The organism is Hymenobacter sp. HDW8 (assembly GCF_011305775.1).
In the GTDB taxonomy this organism is placed as follows: Bacteria; Bacteroidota; Bacteroidia; order Cytophagales; family Hymenobacteraceae; genus Hymenobacter; species Hymenobacter radiodurans.
Genome location: NZ_CP049907.1, coordinates 2843844 through 2864808, shown reverse-complemented (window position 1 = coordinate 2864808; position 20965 = coordinate 2843844). Strand labels below are relative to the sequence as shown.

Annotated in this window: 17 protein-coding genes; 8 read left to right on the top strand and 9 right to left on the bottom strand. The window is 56.2% G+C overall.

From position 1 onward, the window contains the following. Positions 1-65 precede the first annotated feature (65 nt). A complete protein-coding gene (locus tag G7064_RS12115) occupies positions 66-1544 on the bottom strand; it encodes a TlpA family protein disulfide reductase (protein WP_166073775.1) in 1479 nt (492 codons plus the stop codon). 313 nt (positions 1545-1857) lie between these two features. Further along, on the bottom strand, positions 1858-3243 hold the full coding sequence (radA, locus tag G7064_RS12110) for a DNA repair protein RadA (RefSeq protein ID WP_133274518.1): 1386 nt from the start codon (positions 3241-3243) through the stop codon (positions 1858-1860). Positions 3244-3518: 275 nt separating this feature from the next. Here radA and G7064_RS12105 point away from each other — a divergent pair, with 275 nt between their 5' ends. The 4 genes from G7064_RS12105 to G7064_RS12090 all read left to right on the top strand — a co-directional run bounded on the left by G7064_RS12105 (position 3519) and on the right by G7064_RS12090 (position 8266). Next, entirely contained in the window at positions 3519-4904 is a 1386-nt protein-coding gene (locus G7064_RS12105; protein ID WP_166073774.1) for a sensor histidine kinase, read from the top strand. A 160-nt stretch (positions 4905-5064) separates the two neighbouring features. Further along, positions 5065-6717 carry an FAD-dependent oxidoreductase gene (locus G7064_RS12100; protein ID WP_166073773.1) on the top strand — a complete coding sequence of 551 codons (1653 nt, stop codon included), beginning with the start codon at positions 5065-5067 and terminating at the stop codon, positions 6715-6717. Positions 6718-6801: 84 nt separating this feature from the next. Next, on the top strand, positions 6802-7635 hold the full coding sequence (locus G7064_RS12095; RefSeq protein WP_240935471.1) for a metallophosphoesterase family protein: 834 nt from the start codon (positions 6802-6804) through the stop codon (positions 7633-7635). A 52-nt stretch (positions 7636-7687) separates the two neighbouring features. Beyond that, a complete protein-coding gene (locus G7064_RS12090) occupies positions 7688-8266 on the top strand; it encodes a hypothetical protein (RefSeq protein WP_166073772.1) in 579 nt (192 codons plus the stop codon). A gap of 17 nt (positions 8267-8283) precedes the next feature. On the opposite strand, the gene G7064_RS12085 is transcribed toward G7064_RS12090, so the two are convergent. Beyond that, on the bottom strand, positions 8284-9663 hold the full coding sequence (locus G7064_RS12085) for a lysophospholipid acyltransferase family protein (RefSeq protein WP_166073771.1): 1380 nt from the start codon (positions 9661-9663) through the stop codon (positions 8284-8286). Between the two features lie 99 nt (positions 9664-9762). Between G7064_RS12085 and G7064_RS12080 the strand changes: the two genes are divergently transcribed. Both G7064_RS12080 and G7064_RS12075 read left to right on the top strand, forming a co-directional pair. Then, complete coding sequence (locus G7064_RS12080; RefSeq protein WP_166073770.1) at positions 9763-11028, top strand: hypothetical protein; 1266 nt, start codon at positions 9763-9765, stop codon at positions 11026-11028. Between the two features lie 288 nt (positions 11029-11316). Beyond that, on the top strand, positions 11317-12084 hold the full coding sequence (locus G7064_RS12075) for a porin family protein (protein WP_166073768.1): 768 nt from the start codon (positions 11317-11319) through the stop codon (positions 12082-12084). Between the two features lie 100 nt (positions 12085-12184). Here the strand turns inward: G7064_RS12075 and G7064_RS12070 are convergent, their stop codons facing one another. The 6 genes from G7064_RS12070 to G7064_RS12045 all read right to left on the bottom strand — a co-directional run bounded on the left by G7064_RS12070 (position 12185) and on the right by G7064_RS12045 (position 18656). Then, positions 12185-13636 (bottom strand): phytoene desaturase family protein, encoded by a 1452-nt coding sequence (locus tag G7064_RS12070; protein ID WP_166073767.1) that lies wholly within the window; start codon positions 13634-13636, stop codon positions 12185-12187. 273 nt (positions 13637-13909) lie between these two features. After that, positions 13910-15010 (bottom strand): chorismate mutase, encoded by a 1101-nt coding sequence (locus tag G7064_RS12065; RefSeq protein ID WP_166073766.1) that lies wholly within the window; start codon positions 15008-15010, stop codon positions 13910-13912. After that, entirely contained in the window at positions 15010-15852 is an 843-nt protein-coding gene (locus G7064_RS12060) for a prephenate dehydrogenase (RefSeq protein ID WP_166073765.1), read from the bottom strand. The genes G7064_RS12065 and G7064_RS12060 overlap by 1 nt, the downstream gene beginning before the upstream one ends. An 87-nt stretch (positions 15853-15939) precedes the next feature. Then, positions 15940-17037: a pyridoxal phosphate-dependent aminotransferase gene (locus tag G7064_RS12055; protein WP_317172750.1), complete on the bottom strand. Its 1098-nt coding sequence runs from the start codon at positions 17035-17037 to the stop codon at positions 15940-15942. A gap of 17 nt (positions 17038-17054) precedes the next feature. After that, positions 17055-17909 (bottom strand): prephenate dehydratase, encoded by an 855-nt coding sequence (locus tag G7064_RS12050; protein ID WP_166073764.1) that lies wholly within the window; start codon positions 17907-17909, stop codon positions 17055-17057. A 444-nt stretch (positions 17910-18353) separates the two neighbouring features. After that, a complete protein-coding gene (locus G7064_RS12045) occupies positions 18354-18656 on the bottom strand; it encodes a hypothetical protein (RefSeq protein ID WP_166073763.1) in 303 nt (100 codons plus the stop codon). Positions 18657-18820: 164 nt separating this feature from the next. Between G7064_RS12045 and G7064_RS12040 the strand changes: the two genes are divergently transcribed. Beyond that, positions 18821-19447: an RNA polymerase sigma factor gene (locus G7064_RS12040; RefSeq protein ID WP_166073762.1), complete on the top strand. Its 627-nt coding sequence runs from the start codon at positions 18821-18823 to the stop codon at positions 19445-19447. Then, positions 19434-20900, top strand: a complete 1467-nt coding sequence (locus tag G7064_RS12035) for a TonB family protein (protein WP_166073761.1) — start codon at positions 19434-19436, stop codon at positions 20898-20900. The genes G7064_RS12040 and G7064_RS12035 overlap by 14 nt, the downstream gene beginning before the upstream one ends. The last annotated feature ends 65 nt before the right edge of the window (positions 20901-20965 follow it).

Here is a 20965-nt window from a genome sequence, read left to right as displayed (position 1 = left end):
GGCCCTAAAGCAAAAAAGCCCCCCAGAGTTAGTCTGGGGGGCTTTTTTGCTTTAGGGCCGTGAGCTTATTTATCGGTTGCTACGGGCAAGGCGCTGGTGTACGTGGAGGCTTTGCCAAATGACTCTTTTATCTCGTCGATTGCCGCGTGACTACTTAGACGCTTAGGCTTGGTATTGAGGAAAGAGCCATCTTCAGCCAGCAAAAAATACGAGGGCACCTCTTGTAAAGCGTAGGCCCGAGCCAGCGCTGAGCGCAAGCCGCCCGCCGCCCGCACATGTACACCCGGCAGCTTCTTGCTTACTACCAGTTGCTTCCAGGCGGGGTCGTTGTCATCGAGGGCAATATTGAGAAACACAATGTTTTTGCCTTCGAATTTCCTCGCTAAATCCTGAGCATACGGTAGGTCGCGCAAGCTCAGACCGCTGGTCGTGCGCCAGAAGTTCAGGTACACGAGCTTACCGGCAAAATCACGCAACGACACTGTGTCGCCTTTTACCGTTACGAGCTTGAAGTCGGGAGCCGGCGCACCAATAGCGAAGGCTTTGTGAGTTTCAAAATCGCGCTGTAGCAGCGGAAAAAACTCATTTTTAGGATCTACGCTGCGAAAGTCAGCTAGCATCGCTGCCGACTGCTTCACATGCCCGAAACGGAACGACTCCTGCAGAACACGACCCATAACCAAGGGCTTTACCGGACCTGTCAGTTGCTTCTTGGCCAACTCATAGCACACCCAGTAAAAGTCGGGATCGGTGCGCTGATGGTTGGCCGCTACTGCGGTATGATGGATGTAATTCAGCAAAAACTCCTGATGTTGCTCGCTTTGGGCAGCGCTGGGATTGTTGATGAGCTTCGCGTCGTTGAGGAAGCCATAATACTCAGGCGTCATTTTCAGGCGGCCTTCTGTGGCTACCACCTGCTCACGCAGATCCTGAAACGTGAGGCGGTCGTTAGCATAGCTATAATCGATTTCGGCCTGTGCATAGGCCTTGAAAGCGGCCGATACCTGATTGTCCTGCGCGTAACCGTCCAAAAATTTCTGCTCGGCTTTGCGGCGGTAATCCAGAAAAGACAGGAAGCCAGGCTCGTAAAGCATGATGTTATCGGGCAGGACCTGAAAGCCATCATTTTCAATAAACTGTTCGTCCAGTTCCACGAGATAGCTGCTGGCAGCGGAGCCAGGGCCCTTAAACTTGATGCTGGAAGCTAGGTCATTGCTTTTGAAACGCACTTCAATTGCGTTGCCAGGCTCCAGAAACAGATCAGCTACATCATCACCGTACACGAGGTCGGCGCGGGTAGGACCAGGCACCGCCACGGCCAGCCGAAACTCCCCTTTGCTATCGAGGCGCGCGTAAGTAATGTGCTCTTTCGCGTCGAGCGGATGCTCGCGAAAAGAAACAGCAATAGTATCCGTCTTATGGTTGCTCACCTTCCCGGTCAGCACCACAGTGCCCTGTGCCCGACTCATAGCGGGCGCCAACAGCGCAACAGTCAGCAGACCAATAAGAAAACGGAGAGGCGATTTTTTCGAAGCAGAATTCATGCAGTAGGCAATCGACAGCACGGAGGATCCGTGGTGAATACTTAGCTAAATACTAATAACTGGTTGAGCGGATCAATTCAGTATATTCTCGTTATAAGACAATTCTTACCCCGAAGATAAGGCATATAAACCTATAAAGTGCAATATTGAGAATCACTTTTTCGTAACTTCTTGTTGGGGTATGAGTTCGAAATTGGGAAGCTGAGTGGCGTAAAAGCTCTCTTGGCATCTGAAAAAGGGTGAAAAATGTATTTTACCGGAATAGAAGCAGCGATTCACTACTTGTTACCAGCTATAAACATGCCTAAATTTTTTACCCAAACAGTCCTGTTAATACTTCATCCAGCCTCCCAACCGGGTGTACCCGAATACCAAAGCGCCCTAAGTCCAAACCTCGAGCATTAAACTGCGAAATGTACATTTCCTGAAAGCCGAGTTTTTCGGACTCCGACAAACGCTGATCGAGACGGCTGACGGCACGTATTTCGCCGCTCAATCCTACCTCAGCCGCCAAGCAGGTCTCGCCGCTGAGCGGTATGTCATTGAGGGAAGAAACGACAGCAGCGCATACGGCCAAATCGAGGGCCGGGTCTTCTAAACGCAACCCACCGGCAATGTTTAGAAACACGTCGTGCTGCCCCAGACGGAGGCCGCTCCGCTTTTCGAGTACGGCCAGCAGCATCTGTAGCCGCTTGGAGTCGAAGCCGGTACTACTGCGCTGGGGTGTGCCATACGTAGCGGGGCTCACTAGGGCCTGCACTTCCACTAGCAAGGGCCGATTCCCCTCCAATGTAGCCCCGATGGCAATGCCACTGAGTGTTTCGGTGCGCTGGCTAAGCAGAATTTCCGAAGGGTTGGATACCTGGCGCAAACCGGCGCCCTGCATCTCATAAATACCCAGCTCAGAAGTAGACCCAAAGCGATTTTTGATGGTGCGCAGAATGCGGTAGCTCAGATGTCGGTCGCCTTCGAACTGCAACACGGTATCGACCATATGCTCCAGAATCTTGGGGCCGGCAATAGAACCGTCCTTTGTGATGTGGCCAATGAGCAGCACGGGAACGCCGGTTTCCTTGGCGTACTTGAGTAGTTCGGCCGTGCACTCCCGCACCTGCGACACCGAGCCGGCTCCTGACTCCACCAAGCCCGATTGCAGGGTTTGGATGGAATCGACTACCACCACATTGGGCTGTAGCTGGTCGATTTGGCGGAAGATATTTTGAGTATTGGTTTCGGTGAGGATATAGCAGCCGGGATGCTGGTCGCCGAGGCGCTCCGCCCGCATCTTGATTTGCTGCTCACTTTCCTCTCCCGAGATATAAAGCACCTTGAGTTGCCGTAAGCTCATGGCAATCTGCAGCATAAGGGTGCTTTTGCCAATGCCCGGCTCGCCACCGATAAGCACCAGGGAGCCGGGCACGAGGCCACCCCCGAGCACGCGGTTTAGCTCGCCGTCATGCGTGTCGATACGGGCTTCCTCCTCGTAGTGAATCTCGCCGATGGGGCGGGGCTTGGCGCTAGTTTTGGCGCCGGGTGAAGCTGTAGGCGGCTTCCAGGAGCCGGTAGACTGGTTATTTTCTTTTTCGACTACTTCCTCCACGTAGGTGTTCCACTCCCCACACGATGGGCAGCGGCCAATCCATTTGGCTGACTGAGCACCACACTTTTGACAGAAATAAAGGGTCTTGATTTTGGCCATGAATTGGTTCGGATGAACGTATAGAATGCTCAGCGGGAAGGAAAAGTTTGGCAAGATCGAGATTTGCCGGTGCTCACCGGTTTGGGACGTCGGCGGCGGTGAGTATCCGTTGCATTAGGTCAGCCGAAAGTGAATTTGGCTTACCTTGCTTAAGGTCTTTAAGGGCTTGGATTACGAAAAAAGCCCCCCAGTCTGCCGCCAGATGAGCTAGCCAAACTCAGGCGCAGCGCTGCTTGTTATGTATCGATTTATTTCCCCTTAGCTATCTCATTTGTATGGTTAGCCTTGCCCCTACCGATCTAGCCGTTATTCCGGCATTCGCCGATTTGCCCCCCGAAACCATCGATTGGCTCCTTGCTCACGGCGAGCGGCGCGAATACGCGGCCGAAGAGGTAATCTTCAAACCCGGCGACCCAGCTGAGTATATGATGGCCTTACTACAAGGCGAACTCCAGTTTTTTGCGGTGCGCAATGGCAATCGGGAGCCTATTTTTCGGATAAGTGCGGGGCAAGTGAGTGGCGTGCTGCCGTATTCGCGGTTGCGCGTTGTGAATGGCTATAGCATCGCGACCATGCCTACCGTTACGTTCGTGCTGCACCGCGACCTGTTTCCGGAGCTTGAGCGAACAAGCCCGGAACTGACGCAGCGCTTGGTGGCCTTGATGAGCGACCGGGCCCGTGATGAGGCCCGCGGGCAAGAACGCGACGACAAGCTGCGCGCCCTCGGTAAGCTGTCGGCGGGATTAGCGCATGAGCTGAATAATCCGGCGGCGGCCATTGCCCGCGCCTCGCAAGCCTTGCAGGAGTTGAACCTGGCTAAGCCCTCGCAGCTGCTGGACTTGCTTCAGCATTGCCCTACTCCGGAAGCGCTGAAAGCGTTGACGCTATTAGCTACGGAAATAAATGCTAATGAGAAGTCTATGTCGGCGCTGGAGTGCGCTGATTACGAGGACGATCTAGCCGATTGGCTCGAAGACCAAGGAGTAGCCGATGGCTACCGCCTCGCGGCCGGGCTGCTGGAGGCTGGAGTGACCAAGGATATACTTGCTCCCGTAGCCGCCAACTTGCCCAAGCCCGCGCTACCGGCTGCTTTTGCTTGGCTGGAAGGCCAACTCACCACCCAACGTCTAATCCGAGATGTGCAGGAGGCCGGCGGACGGATCAGCACTTTGGTAGCCAGCGTAAAGACCTACTCGCACATGGACCGCGCCACCGACCGCGCGCCCCTCGATATTCACAGCGGTCTGGAAAGCACCCTTACCATGCTGGGCCATCAGCTCCGCGACAAAAAGATTCAGCTGACTCGCGATTTTGCTCCCCAGCTTCCGTTGGTACGGGGCCAAGTCAGTAGCCTGAACCAGGTATGGACCAACCTGCTCGATAACGCCATCGATGCTGTGGCTGTGGGCGGCGAGATTACGGTACGCACCCATTTGCAGAGTGGCTTTGTGCGCGTTGCCATCATCGACAACGGTACGGGTATCGCGCCGGATGTGCTGAACCATATTTTTGAGCCCTTCTTCTCTACAAAGGAAGCCGGTGCCGGCTCCGGCCTGGGCCTCGATATCGCTCAGCGTATTGTACGAAGCCATAATGGGCGTCTGGAGGTGAACTCAGTACCTGGGCACACGGAGTTTAGCGTGTGGCTTCCAGCGTTGTAAGGTTGGGGGGCTTTTTCTGAGAAGGCCGAGAGTAGTTGAAGTAAAAAAGCCCCCCGGCCCGTCTGTACCTTTGCATGGATACGATTGACCGTCAGGCAAAGCGCAGCATGACATCCTACTAACCTATTAGCGCATAGTTTACGAAGCACCTATCACTGCTATGAAAAAACCAGTTCTCCTTGTTGTAGACGATGATCCGCAGGTGCTCAGCGCCATCGACCGGGATTTGCGAAGCGAGTTTCGCCGTGACTATCGGGTGCTGCGGGCCAGCTCGGGGCCGGAGGCTCTGGAAATTCTGAAGGAGCTAGACACTCGTGCCGAGCCGTTGGCCCTGCTCTTGGCCGATCAGCGCATGCCCGAAATGGAAGGCGTGGAGCTGCTGGAAAAAGCCCGCGCCATTTTTCCGGATGCCAAGCGGGTGCTGCTCACGGCCTACGCCGATACCGAAGCGGCTATTCGAGCCATCAACAACGCCCACCTCGATTATTATCTCCTCAAACCCTGGGACCCACCGCAGGAACTCCTCTACCCCACATTGCGCGACTTGCTAGCTGCTTGGCAAGCGCATTATAAGCCACGCTTTCAAGGTCTTCGGCTGATTGGGTTTCAATGGTCGCCGGTTTCGCATGAGCTCAAAGACTTTCTGGCGGGCTATATGGTGGCGTATCAATGGCTTGATTATGAAACCAACCCCGAAGCGGATACGCTGTTGCAAAGCACGGGCCTCACCCCCACCGACTTACCCGTCGTTGTCTTTGAAGATGGCTCTGCGTTAGCCCGACCCGAGCGAGCGGCGGTGGCGCTCAAAATAGGTTTGTCGCAGAAAGCTTCCGCCGAGCTTTATGATGTAGTCGTGATTGGTGCTGGGCCATCGGGACTGGCGTCTGCGGTTTATGGTGCGTCGGAGGGGCTGAAGACACTGGTTATTGAGCGCGGTGCCCCCGGCGGGCAAGCCGGCAGCAGCTCGCGAATAGAAAATTACCTCGGCTTCCCCACGGGCTTGAGCGGTGCCGAACTGGCGCATCGGGCCTGGGCACAAGCCGTTCGTTTAGGCGCCGAACTAGTTGGCCCACAAGAGGTTACTAATCTATGCTTGCAAGATGAGTACAAAGTCCTGACGCTGGCCGATGGCAGCGAAGTACGCACCCGGGCCCTGGTGTTGGCCACTGGCGTAAGCTACCGCACCTTGGATGTCCCCGGCGAGCATCACTTAAGCGGCGCTGGCGTGTACTACGGCGCGGCCCGCACCGAAGCTCGCTCCTGCGATCAACAGGACGTTTACATTGTAGGCGGTGGCAACTCAGCCGGCCAAGCGGCCATGTATCTGGCCACTTATGCCCGCCGCGTATTCATTTTGATTCGGGGCGAGTCGTTGGCGGCTTCCATGTCGGCTTATCTAATCGAGCAGATTGGGCAAACCGAAAACATTGAGATTCTGCCTTTTGCGCAGGTGAAGGAAGTGCGGGGGCAGGATCATTTGGAGGAAGTAGTAATCGTAAATCGGGGGCAGGAAGAGGTGCGGCCCGCCCGCGCCATGTTCGTCTTTATCGGGGCGAAGCCCAGCACCGAATGGGTTCAAGACATTTTGCTCTGTGATAAGCGCGGCTTTTTGCTCACGGGCCGCGACTTGGTAACTGATCCTCGCTTCGCTGCCCTGTGGAAGCGCAACCGCGAGCCATATCTGCTCGAAACTTGCGTGCCGGGCATCTTTGCCGCCGGCGACAATCGGGTGGGGGCCATGGCACGGGTGGCATCGGCCGTGGGCGAAGGCTCCATGGCGATTAAGTTTGTACACGAATACCTCGATGAATAGCAGCAAGCAGCAGTGCCGTAGATTGAATAATGCCCGTTATGCTGTAAATCAGCGAGACCCTATATTTTGCAAATAATTGATTTAATGCTCATTACATTGAAGCGCCGTATTCGTCAGGGAGTATTTCTGATGGCGGCCACAGTACTACTCACCGGCTGCGAACTGTTCGAATTCAGCCCCAACGACGTGCGCGCCCCCGCCGCCGACCGCGACCTGACAGCCAAAAACCTGGCGCGCCTGCAAGCAACGCCGAAGCCCACCGGCGGCGACACGTTGCGCTTTGTCTTTACCGGCGACTCCCAGCGGTTTTACGATGAAGCCGGGTCGTTGGTGGAAAGCGTGAATCGGCAGCGCGGTATCGCGGCGGTAGTGGTGGCCGGCGACATCTCCGATTTTGGGCTGCGCCGCGAGATGCAGTGGGTGAATGACCGTCTGCGCCATCTGAACGTGCCTTATCTAACCGTTATCGGCAACCACGACCAAGTAGCTAACGGCCGGCAAGCGTATCAGGAAATCTTCGGGCCCCTGAACTACACGTTCACCTACGACCGCACCCGCTTTATTCTCATCGACACGAATAGCCGCGAATATGGCTTCAATGGCAAGGTGCCTGACATCGGCTGGCTTGAGCAGCAACTCGCTGATACCGTGGGTGTACGCCGCCAGATCTTGCTTTGCCATGTACCGCCCACCAACGAAGATTTTGACCCCACGCTTATCAAGCCTTACACCGAAGCGCTAGCAAAAGCCCCCCGCTTGCTTTTTCACCTCAATGGCCACGCCCATAGCTTCAGCATCGGCGAGCCGTACGCCGATGGCGTAACCTATATCAACTCGTATGCTTTCGAGAAGCGCCAATACGTGATTCTGACCGTATGGGGTGCTGATCAGTACAAGCTCGAGAAAGTTGCCTTTTAATTATGCGTGTTTTTCTACTTCTGGGGGCTTTTTTGGGCTGATTTTATCTGTTTTGCCAGCAGCAGCCCAAGTTCCAACTGACTCGGCAGCCACACGTTCGACGCGGGCTTGGTACGTGCCGCAGCACGCCGTACTACAAACGGCGGGCGGCATCGGAATGGTGAGCGGTGGCGTGGGCTATAGCCTGTTTCGGCAGCGGCTCGACGTGGATGCGCTGGCTGGCTACGTACCCCAGCGCTATGCGGGCAATAAAGCGCTGGGCATTTTCACCCTCAAAACTACCTACACGCCCTACACTATTACACTTCGTGGCGCGGCGTGGCGGGTGCATCCGCTTTCTTTTGGGGGCTTAGTGAACTACACTCCCTCCCGTACCCTGAACCGCTCCCGCGACGAGAAATACTACGAGGGCTACTACTGGTGGTCGTCTACGGTGCGCTTCGGAGCCTTTATAGGTGGAAAACTCGCACGCCCCCTAAAGCCTAGTCCAACGGGTCAGCCGCGCGCAGTGTCGCTTTACTATGAGCTGGGCACCAATGACTTGTATGTAGTGAGCTTAGCCACCAACCTGTCGGGGCTGAAATTGACAGATGTGCTGACGCTGGGTGTGGGAGGCAAATTTACGTTTTAGGCCTCACGAATTTTGCATTACAGTTCATTACCAGCCACATAGGCGGCCCGTGCGTTAGCGAGCAAGCGCATAATGCTGGTACGCTGGCGCAGCAGCTTCTCTATCTCCGGGCGCTGCTGCCGAAACAGCCGTAGCACCCGCAAACGTTGGCGGCGGTCCTGCAGGTTATTCCAATAGTAAAGGGCATAAAACCCAGTAAGCGGCAAGCTCAGAGCGTAGAGCGTGGTCAGGCGCCAGTCCTGCACAAAGTGCTGCACAAGGGCAATCTGGGCGGTATAGGCGAGGCTGAACGTAACCATGCCCGTCACCATCAGAATAGGCGCCACAAACTCCACTTCCTTGGTAGCACGCTGGGCTACCACCGACGGAATCCGGTAGGGCAGGTAGTTATTGACTACCCCGTACGCATACACGGGGAAGCCTAGCGCCAGCTTCAACGCCGTTTTTGCCCCCCGCAGCCACCGCTCGCCTTTGTTGCCCGACTCCAGCGACTCATCGGTGAGGCGCAACGCGCGCAACTCACGTAGGTACTCGCTTAGTTTCTCGCGCACTTCCTGCAAGCGAGCGGGGTCGTGCTTCTCGAAGTAAATAATGGCCTCCGACAAGTTGCGGCTGAGCTCGAAGTTGTCATACAGGGTTTCATCATCGTCGGGCGCGAGGTGTTCGCCAAAGGTGCGCTCCACTTGCTGCACCAGCTCGTCTTCGGCCGCGTCGCGGGTAATCACCAGGTTATCCTCCAGCCGTCGTCTGATTTCCTCGGTCAGCTCATCGGCAGCAGCGATGGGGTCGTGGGCGTACAAGGCCGCGTAGTCGGTTACCTGAATGGGCAAGGCCACGTTGAGCAGCACATCGGAGCGAAATCGGCTGGGATCGAAATAATTGATGCCCACCGGTAAAATCTGCACCTCCCGTTTGAAATCGTGGCGAGCGGCGGCGCCCAGCGCGATGCGGGCAGCCCCGGTTTTGAGGGGGCGCAGCCGCCGCTCGGTTACACTGGTGCCTTCCGGAAAAATCATGATGGTGCCGCCCTGGTCGAGGTAGTCGTAGCTGCGGCCGAAAGTAGCTTCGTTGCGCCGGGCCAATTCTTCGGGGCTTACTTGGGCGGCGGGGTCAGTGCCATCCGCGTCTTGGCGTCGATAGATAGGAATGGAGTTGGTTTGCGCCATCAGCCATTTCATAAAAGCTCCCTTAAAAAAGGTGCTTTTAGCCAGAAAAGCCACTGAATCGCGCCGATTGGCAGCCACTACCAGCGGATCCATGAGCGTATTAGGGTGATTGGCGACGATTAGTAACGGTCCCGGCGTTTGCAGCAGCTTGCGGTGGCGCACTTCTATTCGACGGAAAAAAACGCGCAGCCCCAGTTGAATCAGGGGCTTGAGTATGGCGTACGACAGCATAAGTGGGAACAGTAAAACGTTAGCGAAAGTCAGGATTATTTCTCAACCCGGTATCTTCGGCAAGGCTTTGCCGCCGCATTCATTTTTCCTGCTCTATTCATGCGTTCTGTCTTCTCGTTTTTTCTTGCTTTCCTGCTGACCCTGACTGCCGCTTCGGCCCAGACTGACAAAGCCGAATCAGCTGCCTTAAAACAGGCCAACGACTTGGTCGCCCAGCGCAAATACAGCTCAGCCTTTGCCCTGCTTCAAAAGTTTGATCCCCAAAATAGCCGGCCCGCCGTGGTGATGCGCAAACAGGAAATTGCCCTGTCATATAATATCACCACTCGCGAGTATGAGATCTTTTCGATGAAGGATCTGGCCTTGGTTGAAACGCTGGAGCAAATGCGCGCTCAGCGTTCCTACGACTCGGCCTATCGATTTCCCATCGAAACGGCACTGCTCAACCTCAAGCGCCGCAACCCCACTAACTACAAGCTAGACAAAGCGTTAGGCGACTATTATTACAGCGCTCAGCAGTGCGACTGCGCCGAGAAGGCAAAGGGCGAGGACAAGCTTTTTGCCCTTATGGTGCGCCACTACGAGGTAGCGCACCTGCGCGGCTACGGCGATTATCTCTCCTATTATGCCTTGGGGTATGCTCACGAGCGGCTCGGCAACTTCGCCCAATCGGTAGGGCCTTTCCGCCGCTCAATTCAGTTGAAGAAGGACTTCCCCGATGCTCATTATCACCTGGCTTACTCTCTGCTTGAGCTGAAGCAGCTGGAAAAATCGCGCGATGAGGTGCGCTTAGCCATGAATCTGTACACCGACGAGCAATTCAAGTCTGATGCGGCTTATATGCTGGCCGATATTGAGGAGCAAATAAAGCGCGTAGCGGAGGGCAAACCTGCCAAGCCGGCCCGCTCGAAGCCACGCACCACGCCGGCTACTACCACCACTACGCCTGCCACCGAGCCCGAACCCATCAATCCTACGGAGTTGGCGACGGTAAAACCCAAGCTTCTGGCTGCCCTCAAAGGCAAGAACAAGCCCGAAATTGTGCGGCTCACGCAGCAGCTCTACCAGCTGGCGCCCAAGGATGAAAGCACCTACCGCGAGTTGCTCGACTTATATCTAAGCAATAATCAGGGTCCAGACCTTATTACCTTTTTTACGGAGCAAGCCGCTGTTCCCAACCAGGATCCGCTGGCCCAAGGGTACCAGCGACTCTACTTGGGCCATCTGTATCTGGAGCAGAAAAATAATCTTCAGGCGCATAATCAGTTTGTGCTGGCACGCCAGTTCTTGGTGCAGGCGCTGCCTGCCAACAACTCTGCCCTCGCCGTAATTGACCAGTTGATCGCAACAACTCCGCAGGATTGAGCGGGGGGCAATTTTCATCACAAAGGGCGACCTCGTACTCCGGTCAACAGCACGGGCTCAAATCACTTTACAGATAATTTTTGGGATCAGTCCAAGAAATATAGAGGGGAATGCTTGTACTTATTCTGATTTTTAATTGGCTATAAATCAGAACACTATAGCTGTTAACGCTGCATAACGTTGTGATTGGCACGGTTTTGCAATAATACCTTGCAACGCTCAGCTATTCCGAAGTGCACATAGCGAATAGCAGCGTTTCCTTCTCTTCTTCTCTACTATTTCCTGGATATGAAAAATCTGCGTCTTTGCGGTCGCCTGGCCGCGCTTGCTCTTCTCTTTTCTACTGCCATCGGGGCTCAGGCTCAGGTTCGGCAGCCCTATAACGCACCTTTGGCACCCCGCCCAAAGCAATATTCTACCACTACGTCTATCTCGACTTCCCCCAGCCGGGGTGTGCAGTTTGGCCTGCGGGCGGGCGTCAACGTCGCCGACTGGTCGGGTGATGCGGTGCAAAGCGTGCTTGATGTAGCCGAATTGACCAATGGTGCCGTAACGCGCGAAATGCGGCCTGGCTTTCATGCGGGCTTGTATGCTACGCTACCTTTGGGCGCGCGCTTTGCCATTGAGCCCGGCCTGGTATACTCCGAAAAAGGCACCCAACTCGCAGGGCGCGTTCCTTTAGAGCGGTTCGACTTCTTAAATGCGCGCGTAACGGCTACCTCGCGCATGGCTTATATCGATGTGCCTGTATTGGCCAAGGCGTACCTCACGCGCGGCTTCTACATCTACGCTGGCCCGCAAGCGTCGTACTTGGTCAGCAACAAAGTGCGGGTGGAAGCCGGGGCGCTAGGTTTCTCCGCCTTTAAGCAGGACTATGACGTGCGCAACCAATTCCGGGAGCTAGACTTTGGCGTAGTTGGTGGCCTGGGTTACCAGTTCGACAGCGGCCTGGGCCTAAGCGCCGGCTACGACTACGGCCTCACTTCCCTGGATAAAAACGACCGTTTCGACGCTCAAAACCGCGTGATTAAAGCTTCAGTAAACTTTTCTTTCTAGTTCTGCGCCCTATTCTTTCAACAACCAATAAAAAACCCCCGGATATTCTGGGGGGCTTTTTTGGTGCTTTAAAAAGTGCTTGTAACAGAAAACCCTAAACCTAGCTGTTGAGTAAAGGCGCTGGCTGGCGCTTGAAAATATCCTGCAAGGCTTGCCGAGCGGCGTGGTGTCCACACATTCCGTGCACGCCGCCACCGGGAGGCGTAGAGGAAGAACAGATGTATAGACCCTTCGCCGAGGTGCGATAGGGCGAAGCACGCAACGCCGGGCGAGTAAACAACTGCGTCACATCCAGAATACCCCCGTTGATGTCGCCACCAACGTAGTTATTGTTATAAGATTCTATCTGCGCGGTATTCATGGTGTGTCGGGCCAGAATCCGGTCGCGGAAGCCGGGAGCAAACCGTTCTACTTGGCTTTCAATGGCGTTTGTTCTGTCTACCTGCGAGCCGTTGGGCACGTGGCAATACGCCCAAGCCGTGTGCTTGCCGGCCGGCGCCCGGGTGGGGTCAAACAGGCTTTGCTGGGCCAAAAGCACAAAAGGTCGTTCGGGGTGCTTGCCTTCATTGGTCTGCTGCTCCGAATCGGCGATTTCCTCCAATGAATTTCCCAAATGAACGGTGCCAGCCTGGCGACATTCCAGCGCCGTGAACGGAATAGGTTCATCCAAGGCCCAATCAATCTTGAACACGCCCATGCCGTAGCGGTAGCGCTCTAACTGCCAGCGATAAAGCGACGAAAAGGTATGCCCCGCAATCTGAAGTAACTGTCGGGGCGTGACATCGAACAGGACGGCGTGGCTGGAGGGCAGTTGGGTAAGTGAGCTGACGTGCACATTTGTCTCAATTTTGCCCCCCAGTGATGTAAAATACGACGCCAACGCCTGCGCAATGGCCTGCGAGCCGCCCTGCGGTAGTGGCCACCCGCGCACATGCCCCATAGCCATCAGAACCAATCCGATGGCCGAGGTAGTAACGTTGGAAAGCGGTTGAATGGCGTGGGCAGCCATACCAGCCCACAACCCCCGCGCTTCGGGCGTTTGAAAACGCTTGGCCAGCATCGTAGCTGAAGTAATCGCATCGAGGCCAAAACGGGCCATTGCCAACGGATGCTTCGGGATGCGCAGCGGCCCCAGAATAGCGGGCGCCAGCACCGACCAGTCGCGGACAATAGGTTGGATAAGTTGCCGGTATGTCTTTTCATCTGCCCCCAGCCGCCGGGCCGTTTCCGATAGTGAACTATCTAGAGTTGCGGCTCGGCCTGTATCAAAAGGGTGAGCGGCGGCTACTGGTGGATTAATAAAGTGTAAGCCATGCTCTGCCAACGGCAAGGTTTTGAGGTAAGGCGACTCGGCCGCTAAGGGATGAATGGCCGAGCAAACGTCGTGCACGAAGCCGGGCAGCGTAAGTTCAGCCGACCGCAACCCGCCGCCAATAGCTTCTTTGGCTTCCAGTATCAAAACGGATAGGCCAGCTTGCTGGAGCGTAATGGCGGCCGCTAACCCATTCGGCCCTGAACCGACGACTACCGCATCAAAATCTCGCTTATCCAATAGAAATGACTGTTAAAGAGTATGTATCAGTTAAACAAGACCGCCTCTGAAAAGTAATAGGTCTTAATAATACTAGGCGGTCATGCAGAACGCAGTGAAGCATCTCGCTCGCTTCGTTGGATTAGTAACCCACCATCAGCACGCGAGATGCTTCGCTATTGCTCTGCATGACCGCTTTACGGAAACGTTTTACGTTGAACGCCGTGATTCGTCAGTCAACTTATGGAATGAGCTGTCGATATTTTATTGCCTTTCAAAAAAGCCCCCCGCTCCCTATTTAACGTCATCGTGAGGGTTCATCACGCGGTTTTGGCGGTTGATGGATTCGAGGTGAATGGCGTCGAAATACTTGAGGATGAAGTCTTTGGTTAGGCCCAGCTTGGCGCCTTTCTGCACGCCACGATCCAGGATTTCATTCCAGCGGTTGGGCTGCAGAATGGTGATGTCGTTCTCCTTTTTGTAAGTACCAATCTTCTCGGCTACGGCCATGCGGCTGCTAATAAGCTGCATGATCTCGTCGTCGATGTGGTTGATCTGGTCGCGGAGTTTGGCCAGCACCGTCAAGAATTCCTGTTTATCGGTGGTTTCGTGGCGCCAGATGAGGCTGTCGAGCAGGGCAACCAGGTTGGTGGGTGTTACTTGCTGGGCGGCATCGCTCCAAGCCTGGTCGGGGTCGCGGTGCGACTCCAGCATCAAGCCGTCGAAGTCGAGGTCAATGGCTTTCTGGGCTACGTCGGCGAGTAAGTCGCGGCGGCCACAGATGTGGCTGGGGTCGCAGATGAGCGGCAACTCGGGCATGCGGCGCTTCATCTCAATAGGCAATTGCCAGAGCGGCGCGTTGCGGTATTCGGTGTTGCCGTAACTGGAAAAACCCCGGTGAATTAGTCCAATTTTCTTCACGCCGGCTTTGGCCAAGCGCTCCACGGCCCCGGCCCACAGCTCCACATCGGGGTTGATGGGGTTTTTGATAAATACCGGCACGTCGGTGCCGCGCAGGGCATCGGCCACGGCCTGCACCGAAAAAGGATTTACGGTGGTGCGAGCGCCAATCCAAAGCACGTCCATCTCGAAGGCTAGGCTGTCTTCTACGTGCTTCGGCGTAGCTACTTCCACCATCACCGGCAGGCCGGTTTGCTCACGGGCCTTTTGCAGCCAGGGCAAGCCTTTCGTGCCGATGCCCTCAAAGCCGCCGGGCTTGGTGCGCGGCTTCCAGATGCCGGCGCGCAGCATATCCACGCGGCCGGTTTGGGCTAGTTGGTTGCAGGTATCGAGGAGCTGTTCCTCGGTTTCGGCGCTGCAAGGGCCGGAGATGAGCAGGGGCTTTTTGCTGGTGAGCTCAGCGGCCGACGTGGTAGTTGTTTGGGCTTGGTCCATTATTTCAAGATTTTACGAATGAGGTTGGCTTGCTCGATGAGCTGATGAAAAGCGTGATAATCTTCTTGTTCCAGCACGTCTTTCATGTGCTGGAGTTGGCGCAAATGCTCACTGAGCACATCGAGCACGTTGAGGCGGTTTTGGCGGAAAATAGGCACCCACATATCCGGCGAGCTTTTGGCCAGACGCACCGTCGACTCGAAGCCGCCGCTGGCTAGGTTAAATATCTGCTGCTCCTCCTTCTCCTTATTTAACACCGTGAGAGCCAGAGCAAAAGAGGTAATGTGGGAGATGTGGGAGATGTAGGCTGTGTGCAGATCGTGGGCAGCCCCGCCCATGTACACCAGCCGCATCCCAATTTGCTCAAAAATGCCCCCCACCCGACTTACGGCGGCCGGGTCGCTGTGCTCCGCGTCACAGATTACAACGGCCTTGTCTTGAAACAAGCCCTGGACCGCCGCCTCGGGCCCCGAATACTCGGTACCGGCCATGGGGTGCACCGCCACAAAACGGGCCCGACGCGGGTGCTGCGCAACAGCCGTCAGCAGCTTTTGCTTGGTCGAGCCGACGTCGATAACTATTTGGTGGTCAGCAACTGAATCCAGCACCTGGGGCAGCAACGTGAGCATGGCATCCATGGGCACGGCCAGCACGATCAGATCGGCGCGGCTGATGCCGGATGCAAGGTCGACTACCTCATCGACAAGACCCAGGGCCAAAGCTTTCGTTTGATTTTCAAAGCTTTGATCTACGCCGATGATATGCATAGCCAAGCCAGCATCTCTGAGACTCAATGCTAGGGAGCCGCCAATTAAACCAATACCTATTACGGTGACTATCATCTTTTTATCGAGAAACAGGTGTGGCTTTTCGGGCTGTAACAATGCGTTCTAAGGCAGCCGTCAGCACGCTTTCTGGCTGGCACAAGCTCACCCGAATGAAGTCGTTGCCGTTGCTGCCAAAAATGCCCCCGGCGTGATAAATACCTTCGCCTGGTGCAGCAACTCGTGGCTGAGCGCGTAGCCATCGGCGTAGCCAGCCGGAATTGCCCCCCAGACAAACAACCCCGTTTGCTGCCGATCAAACTGACAGCCGATAGTAGTGAGCAAGTTGAATACCTGCTCGCGGCGGGCTTGATACGTGGCGTTGAGCTGCTCAAACCACTCAGCACCCAGCCTCAGCGCGACAATAGCGCCGCGTTGCACCGGCAGAAACATGCCTGAGTCGAGGTTGCTCTTGAAGCGCAGCACCTGTTGCAGCCACTCGGCCCGTCCCACCAGCATACCTACGCGCCAGCCCGCCATGTTGTGCGATTTGCTGAGCGAGTTCAGCTCCAGCGCGACCTCTCTGGCTCCCGGCACCGCCAGCAAGCTCTGCGGATTCTCGTTGAGAATGAAGCTGTACGGGTTGTCATGCACCAGCAGAATATTGTGCTGCTGCGCGAAGGAAACGAGGTGGGCCAGAAACGCCATGTCGGCGGGGGCGCCGGTGGGCATGTGCGGGTAGTTGATCCACATTAGCTTTACCCGACTCAGGTCGCGCTGGGCCAGGGCGTCGAGGTCGGGCTGCCAGTTGTTGGCGGCGGTTAGGTCGTAATCGACGGGTGTGGCGCCGCTGAGCTGGGCGGCGGCGCGGTACGCCGGGTAACCCGGATTAGGAATCAGCACCTCGTCGCCAGCTTGCAAAAACGTCATGCTGATGTGCATGATGCCTTCTTTCGAGCCCAATAGCGGCAAAATTTCATTGACTGGGTTTAGCTCCACCTGATACGCCCGCTGGTACCACTCAGCCATCGCCTGCCGCAGAGCCGGGCTACCCTGGTAGCCTTGGTAAGCGTGCGTGTTGGGCTGCGCAGCCGTGGTGCTCAAGGCTTCAATTACGCTGGGGTGCGGCGGCAAATCGGGGCTACCGATACCCAGGTTGATGACGGCGGCACCGGCCTGATTCATGGCCTCAATTTCGCGCAGCTTCTGGGAGAAATAGTACTCGCCCGTGTGCTGGAGGCGGTCGGCGGTGGAGATGTTCATAGTAGTAGTTACAGATTCTAACTATCGTGTGTTGAGGCTGTTAATTGAGTGTCTCCCCTTTGATAAAGTCCTAGCACGCGTAAATCTTCGGTGAGCGGTTCTAGGTCTTGGAGTACTTCGTGGAATTGATCGGCGTGGTCGAATTCCAGATCGGCGTGGAAGAAATACTGCCAGGCGCGGCCGGGCTGGGGAAACGATTGAAGCTTAGACAGATTCAGGTCGTGGTCGGCAATTTTGTTGAGCACCCGCGCCAAGGAGCCCTTGGTGTGGGAAGTGTGAAAGTACACCGACGCTTTGTTGGCCGCGGCCGGCTGGGGGGCATTTTCAGCGGTATTGATGATAAGAAAGCGCGTATAATTCTCTGGCACCGACTGGATATCCGCCGCTCCTACTTCTAAGTCAAACAGCTCGGCGGCCGCTTGGCCCGCCACGGCGGCGATGCCCGTCAGATGGCCTTCGCGAATACGCTGGGCGCTAAGGGCCGTATCCTCGGTCTCAACCAGCTTCCATTCAGGGTGTTGGTTGAGAAAATCGGCGCACTGAAGCAGGGCCATTGGGTGCGAATGCACCTCCCGCAAGTCAGCCAGGGTTTGGCCGGGCAGCAGCAGCAGATGCTGCCGAATGGGCAGATACACCTCGCCCGTTACTCGCAGCGCCGACTGTTGGAGTAGGTTGTAGTTGGGTAGAATGCTGCCGGCAATAGAGTTTTCAATGGCCATTACGCCCCCAGTGGCGGTGCCGCGCGTCACCTGCCGCACCACTTCCGTAAAGGTTGCGCAGGGCGTCACGGCCGTTTCGGGCCCGAAGTACTGATGAGCGGCGAGTTGATGAAAGCTCCCGGCGAAACCCTGAATGGCAATGGTAGGCGTCATGGAATGAGATATGAAATTATGGTATGAAAAAGGCCCCCTGGGGTGCAGGGGGCCTTTTTCGTTGCTTCTTGTGAGGTTAAGCAGAATAAAAGACTCCCTGTTTCTTCCGGTAGAAGAAATAATAGAAGCCGTAATAAAAAGAAGCGGAGAACTGCATGATCGAAGAATACTTAAGGAATAAAAAAAGCGCCTTTTCGGAGGTCCGAAGGCGCTTGGTTTGTCTGGGGTGATGGGGGGCAAGCGGCCTCGGTTCTACGCGGTAGCGTAGAAAAAATACGAGGTAAAATAATACTGAGTAGAGGCCGTACGCATGAGGTGAAGTAGCCGTTTAGCTGCCCAAATCTGAACAAAGCCAAGCAGGAAAACAAGTTTAGCCTAAATTTTTCTGGTTTTATTGGTTGGGCATGAGTCGTTTATGGGCAGGGATTTATGTATGATCCCTTTCTATTCCGTTGCCTGCGGATACTTTTTCGCCAGCTTTTTGCTTTGTTGCTGCATCCGCTTTTCGCGGCGGGCAGCTTGCTTGGGGGCTTCAATCGCTTCAAGTGCCCGAATATCAGCGCACTGCGCGGCGGTGGGCAGCCACCAGGGCAGTTGTACCGCAGTTCGAGCTTGCACTGGTTCAGACGCAGCGGTGAGCGTATCGGCCGGAGCTTGGATTGCGGCCGGACTTGGTGAAGTCGTTTGGGCAGCGGCTGGCAAGGCAACGAGTAAGCTGGCAATGAAGAACAGAAAGTGGTGGCGCATCAGGCAAGTAGTTGGGTAGAACAGTTATTCTGATGCCCATTGAGCTGTAATTCCACACGGCGCAGTGGAAATAAGTTGACGCGTTGACGCCCCGGCCGCTTAAACGCGGAATTTTGCCCCCCAGGCCGTAGCTTCCCGATTCATTTGCTGGTCGTTCCGCCTGTATGTTTTTTAACCGCCGTCGTCCTGAGTTGCCCGCCGCGCTATCCGATGCGGAGTTGCTGGTGCGCTACCGGCAGCACGGCGACGTGGCCGATGTAGGCACGTTGTATGAGCGACATATGGTGACTGTGCTAGCCATTTGCCGGCGCTACCTGCGCGACGAGGACGACGCGAAAGACGCGGTGATGCAGCTGTTTGAAAAGCTGGTGGAAAGCTTGCGGCGGCACGAGGTCGAACATTTTCCGGCCTGGCTGCATACCACGGCCCGCAACCATTGCCTCATGATTTTGCGGGCCCGACAGCGCGCCGGCCCCGACGGTGGCGCGCTCGTGCTGCACTTTCCCGATGCAGCCGGTATGGAATCGGCGGTGGCCGCGCATCTACCTGCTGATGACCCCGACGAAGCCGCTTTGACCGAAGAACGCCTGCAAGCCTTGGAGCTCGCCCTGGCCGAACTACCGCCCGGTCAACGACGATGTCTGGAACTGTTTTACCTCGAAAAGCAGTGTTATCGTACCATTGCCACCATCACCGGCTTTGAATTGGGCTTGGTAAAAAGTCATCTACAAAACGGCAAGCGCAACCTCAAACGTTACTTAGAGTCTACTTCTCCCGATGCGGCCCACTGATCAGTTACCTTCTCCACTCCCGTCTGCCGAACCCGGCGGGCACCTGCCCGTGGCCTTGCTACGGCAGTACGTGGCCGGTACACTCGCGCCCGCCGATCAGCACCGCGTGGAGGCGCATACCCTTGATTGTGAGCGTTGTGCAGAAGTGTTAGAAGGGTTGGAAATGACCGACGCTACTACTACCGACCACAGCTTGGCCGACCTGCAAAGCCGTCTGCGCACCCGCGTAGCGCAAGATACCAGCCGCAAAACGGCCGCAGAGTGGCCCTGGCTGCAAATGGCCGGCGCATTACTGTTGCTCATCGCTAGCCTTGTCGGCTGGCGCCTCAATCAAGCAAAGACCGAAGCGCAGTCAGAGCCGGTAGCGGCGATGATGCGCCGGGAAGAGGCAGCATCGTCGCAACAGGATGCAGCGCCGCTAGCCGCATCCAAGCCTGAGTTGGAGGCGATGAAATCAACGCCAATGCCAGCAGAAATAGCAGCAGCTGATGTGGCTCAATCCGATGCGGCTCGGCCGACGCCGCCGCGCGCTCCGGCTTCCGCTCGGACAAAAGCAACTATGCGGACAAGCCCGGCTCGCATTGCTGAACCTGTCAATGCTGACATAGCAGCAATCAGGACTCAAGATGCTGCTATGGATGCTATGAAGGATAAAGTAGTCACCGACAGCGCTTCTACGCCAAACGTAGCCGCAGCGAGTGAAGCCCCGGCGGTAGCTACGGCTCCTCTCCCACCCGACCGGGCCCGCACGGCGCTTGCGCGCTCGGCCGCGGGCACTGCCATCGACTCGGGTAAACAAGTGGCCAAAATGCCCCCCAGCAGCGATGCGCGGTCTTTGGCCAGCAGCGGCGCGGCAGCCGCCGGTATGAGTTTGGTTCGAGGCCGTATTACTGATCAAACTTCCGGTGCAGGGCTGCCCGGCGTAACGGTGCTAGTGAAAGGCACCCAACAGGGCGTAAGCACGCAGGCCGACGGTTCTTTCGCGCTGCCCGTAGCCGATACTCAATCGACTTTGGTGATTGCCTCCATCGGCTACGAGCGAAAGGAATATAAGCTGACCAATCCAAGCGCGCCGCTCGCGCTGGCCCTCTCCCCAGACACCCGGAGTCTCAGCGAAGTAGTAGTGACGCGCAAAGGCAAAATGCCTACTCCGTCCGCCGTTGGCCCGGCCCCGGCCGGCGGGCTGCCTGCTTTCCACGAGTATTTGAAAAAAGAGCTGGAATACCCTGATAAGGCGATGCGTGATCGTACCCAAGGAACGGTGAAGCTACGGTTCACCGTAACCGCCACCGGTACTATCGAGGACTTGAAAGTAGTAAGCGGCCTCAGCAAAGAGTGCGACGAAGAGGCTATGCGGCTGGTGCGCGAAGGACCATCCTGGTTTCCGGGCATTATCGGGGGGCGGCGCACGGCCCAGCAAGTGCGCATCTCCGTCCCGTTTCGTATTCAATAGTTTATGGTCACTGGCACCACAAAAAAGCCCCCCAGATCAGCTCTGGGGGCTTTTTTGAGAACTGA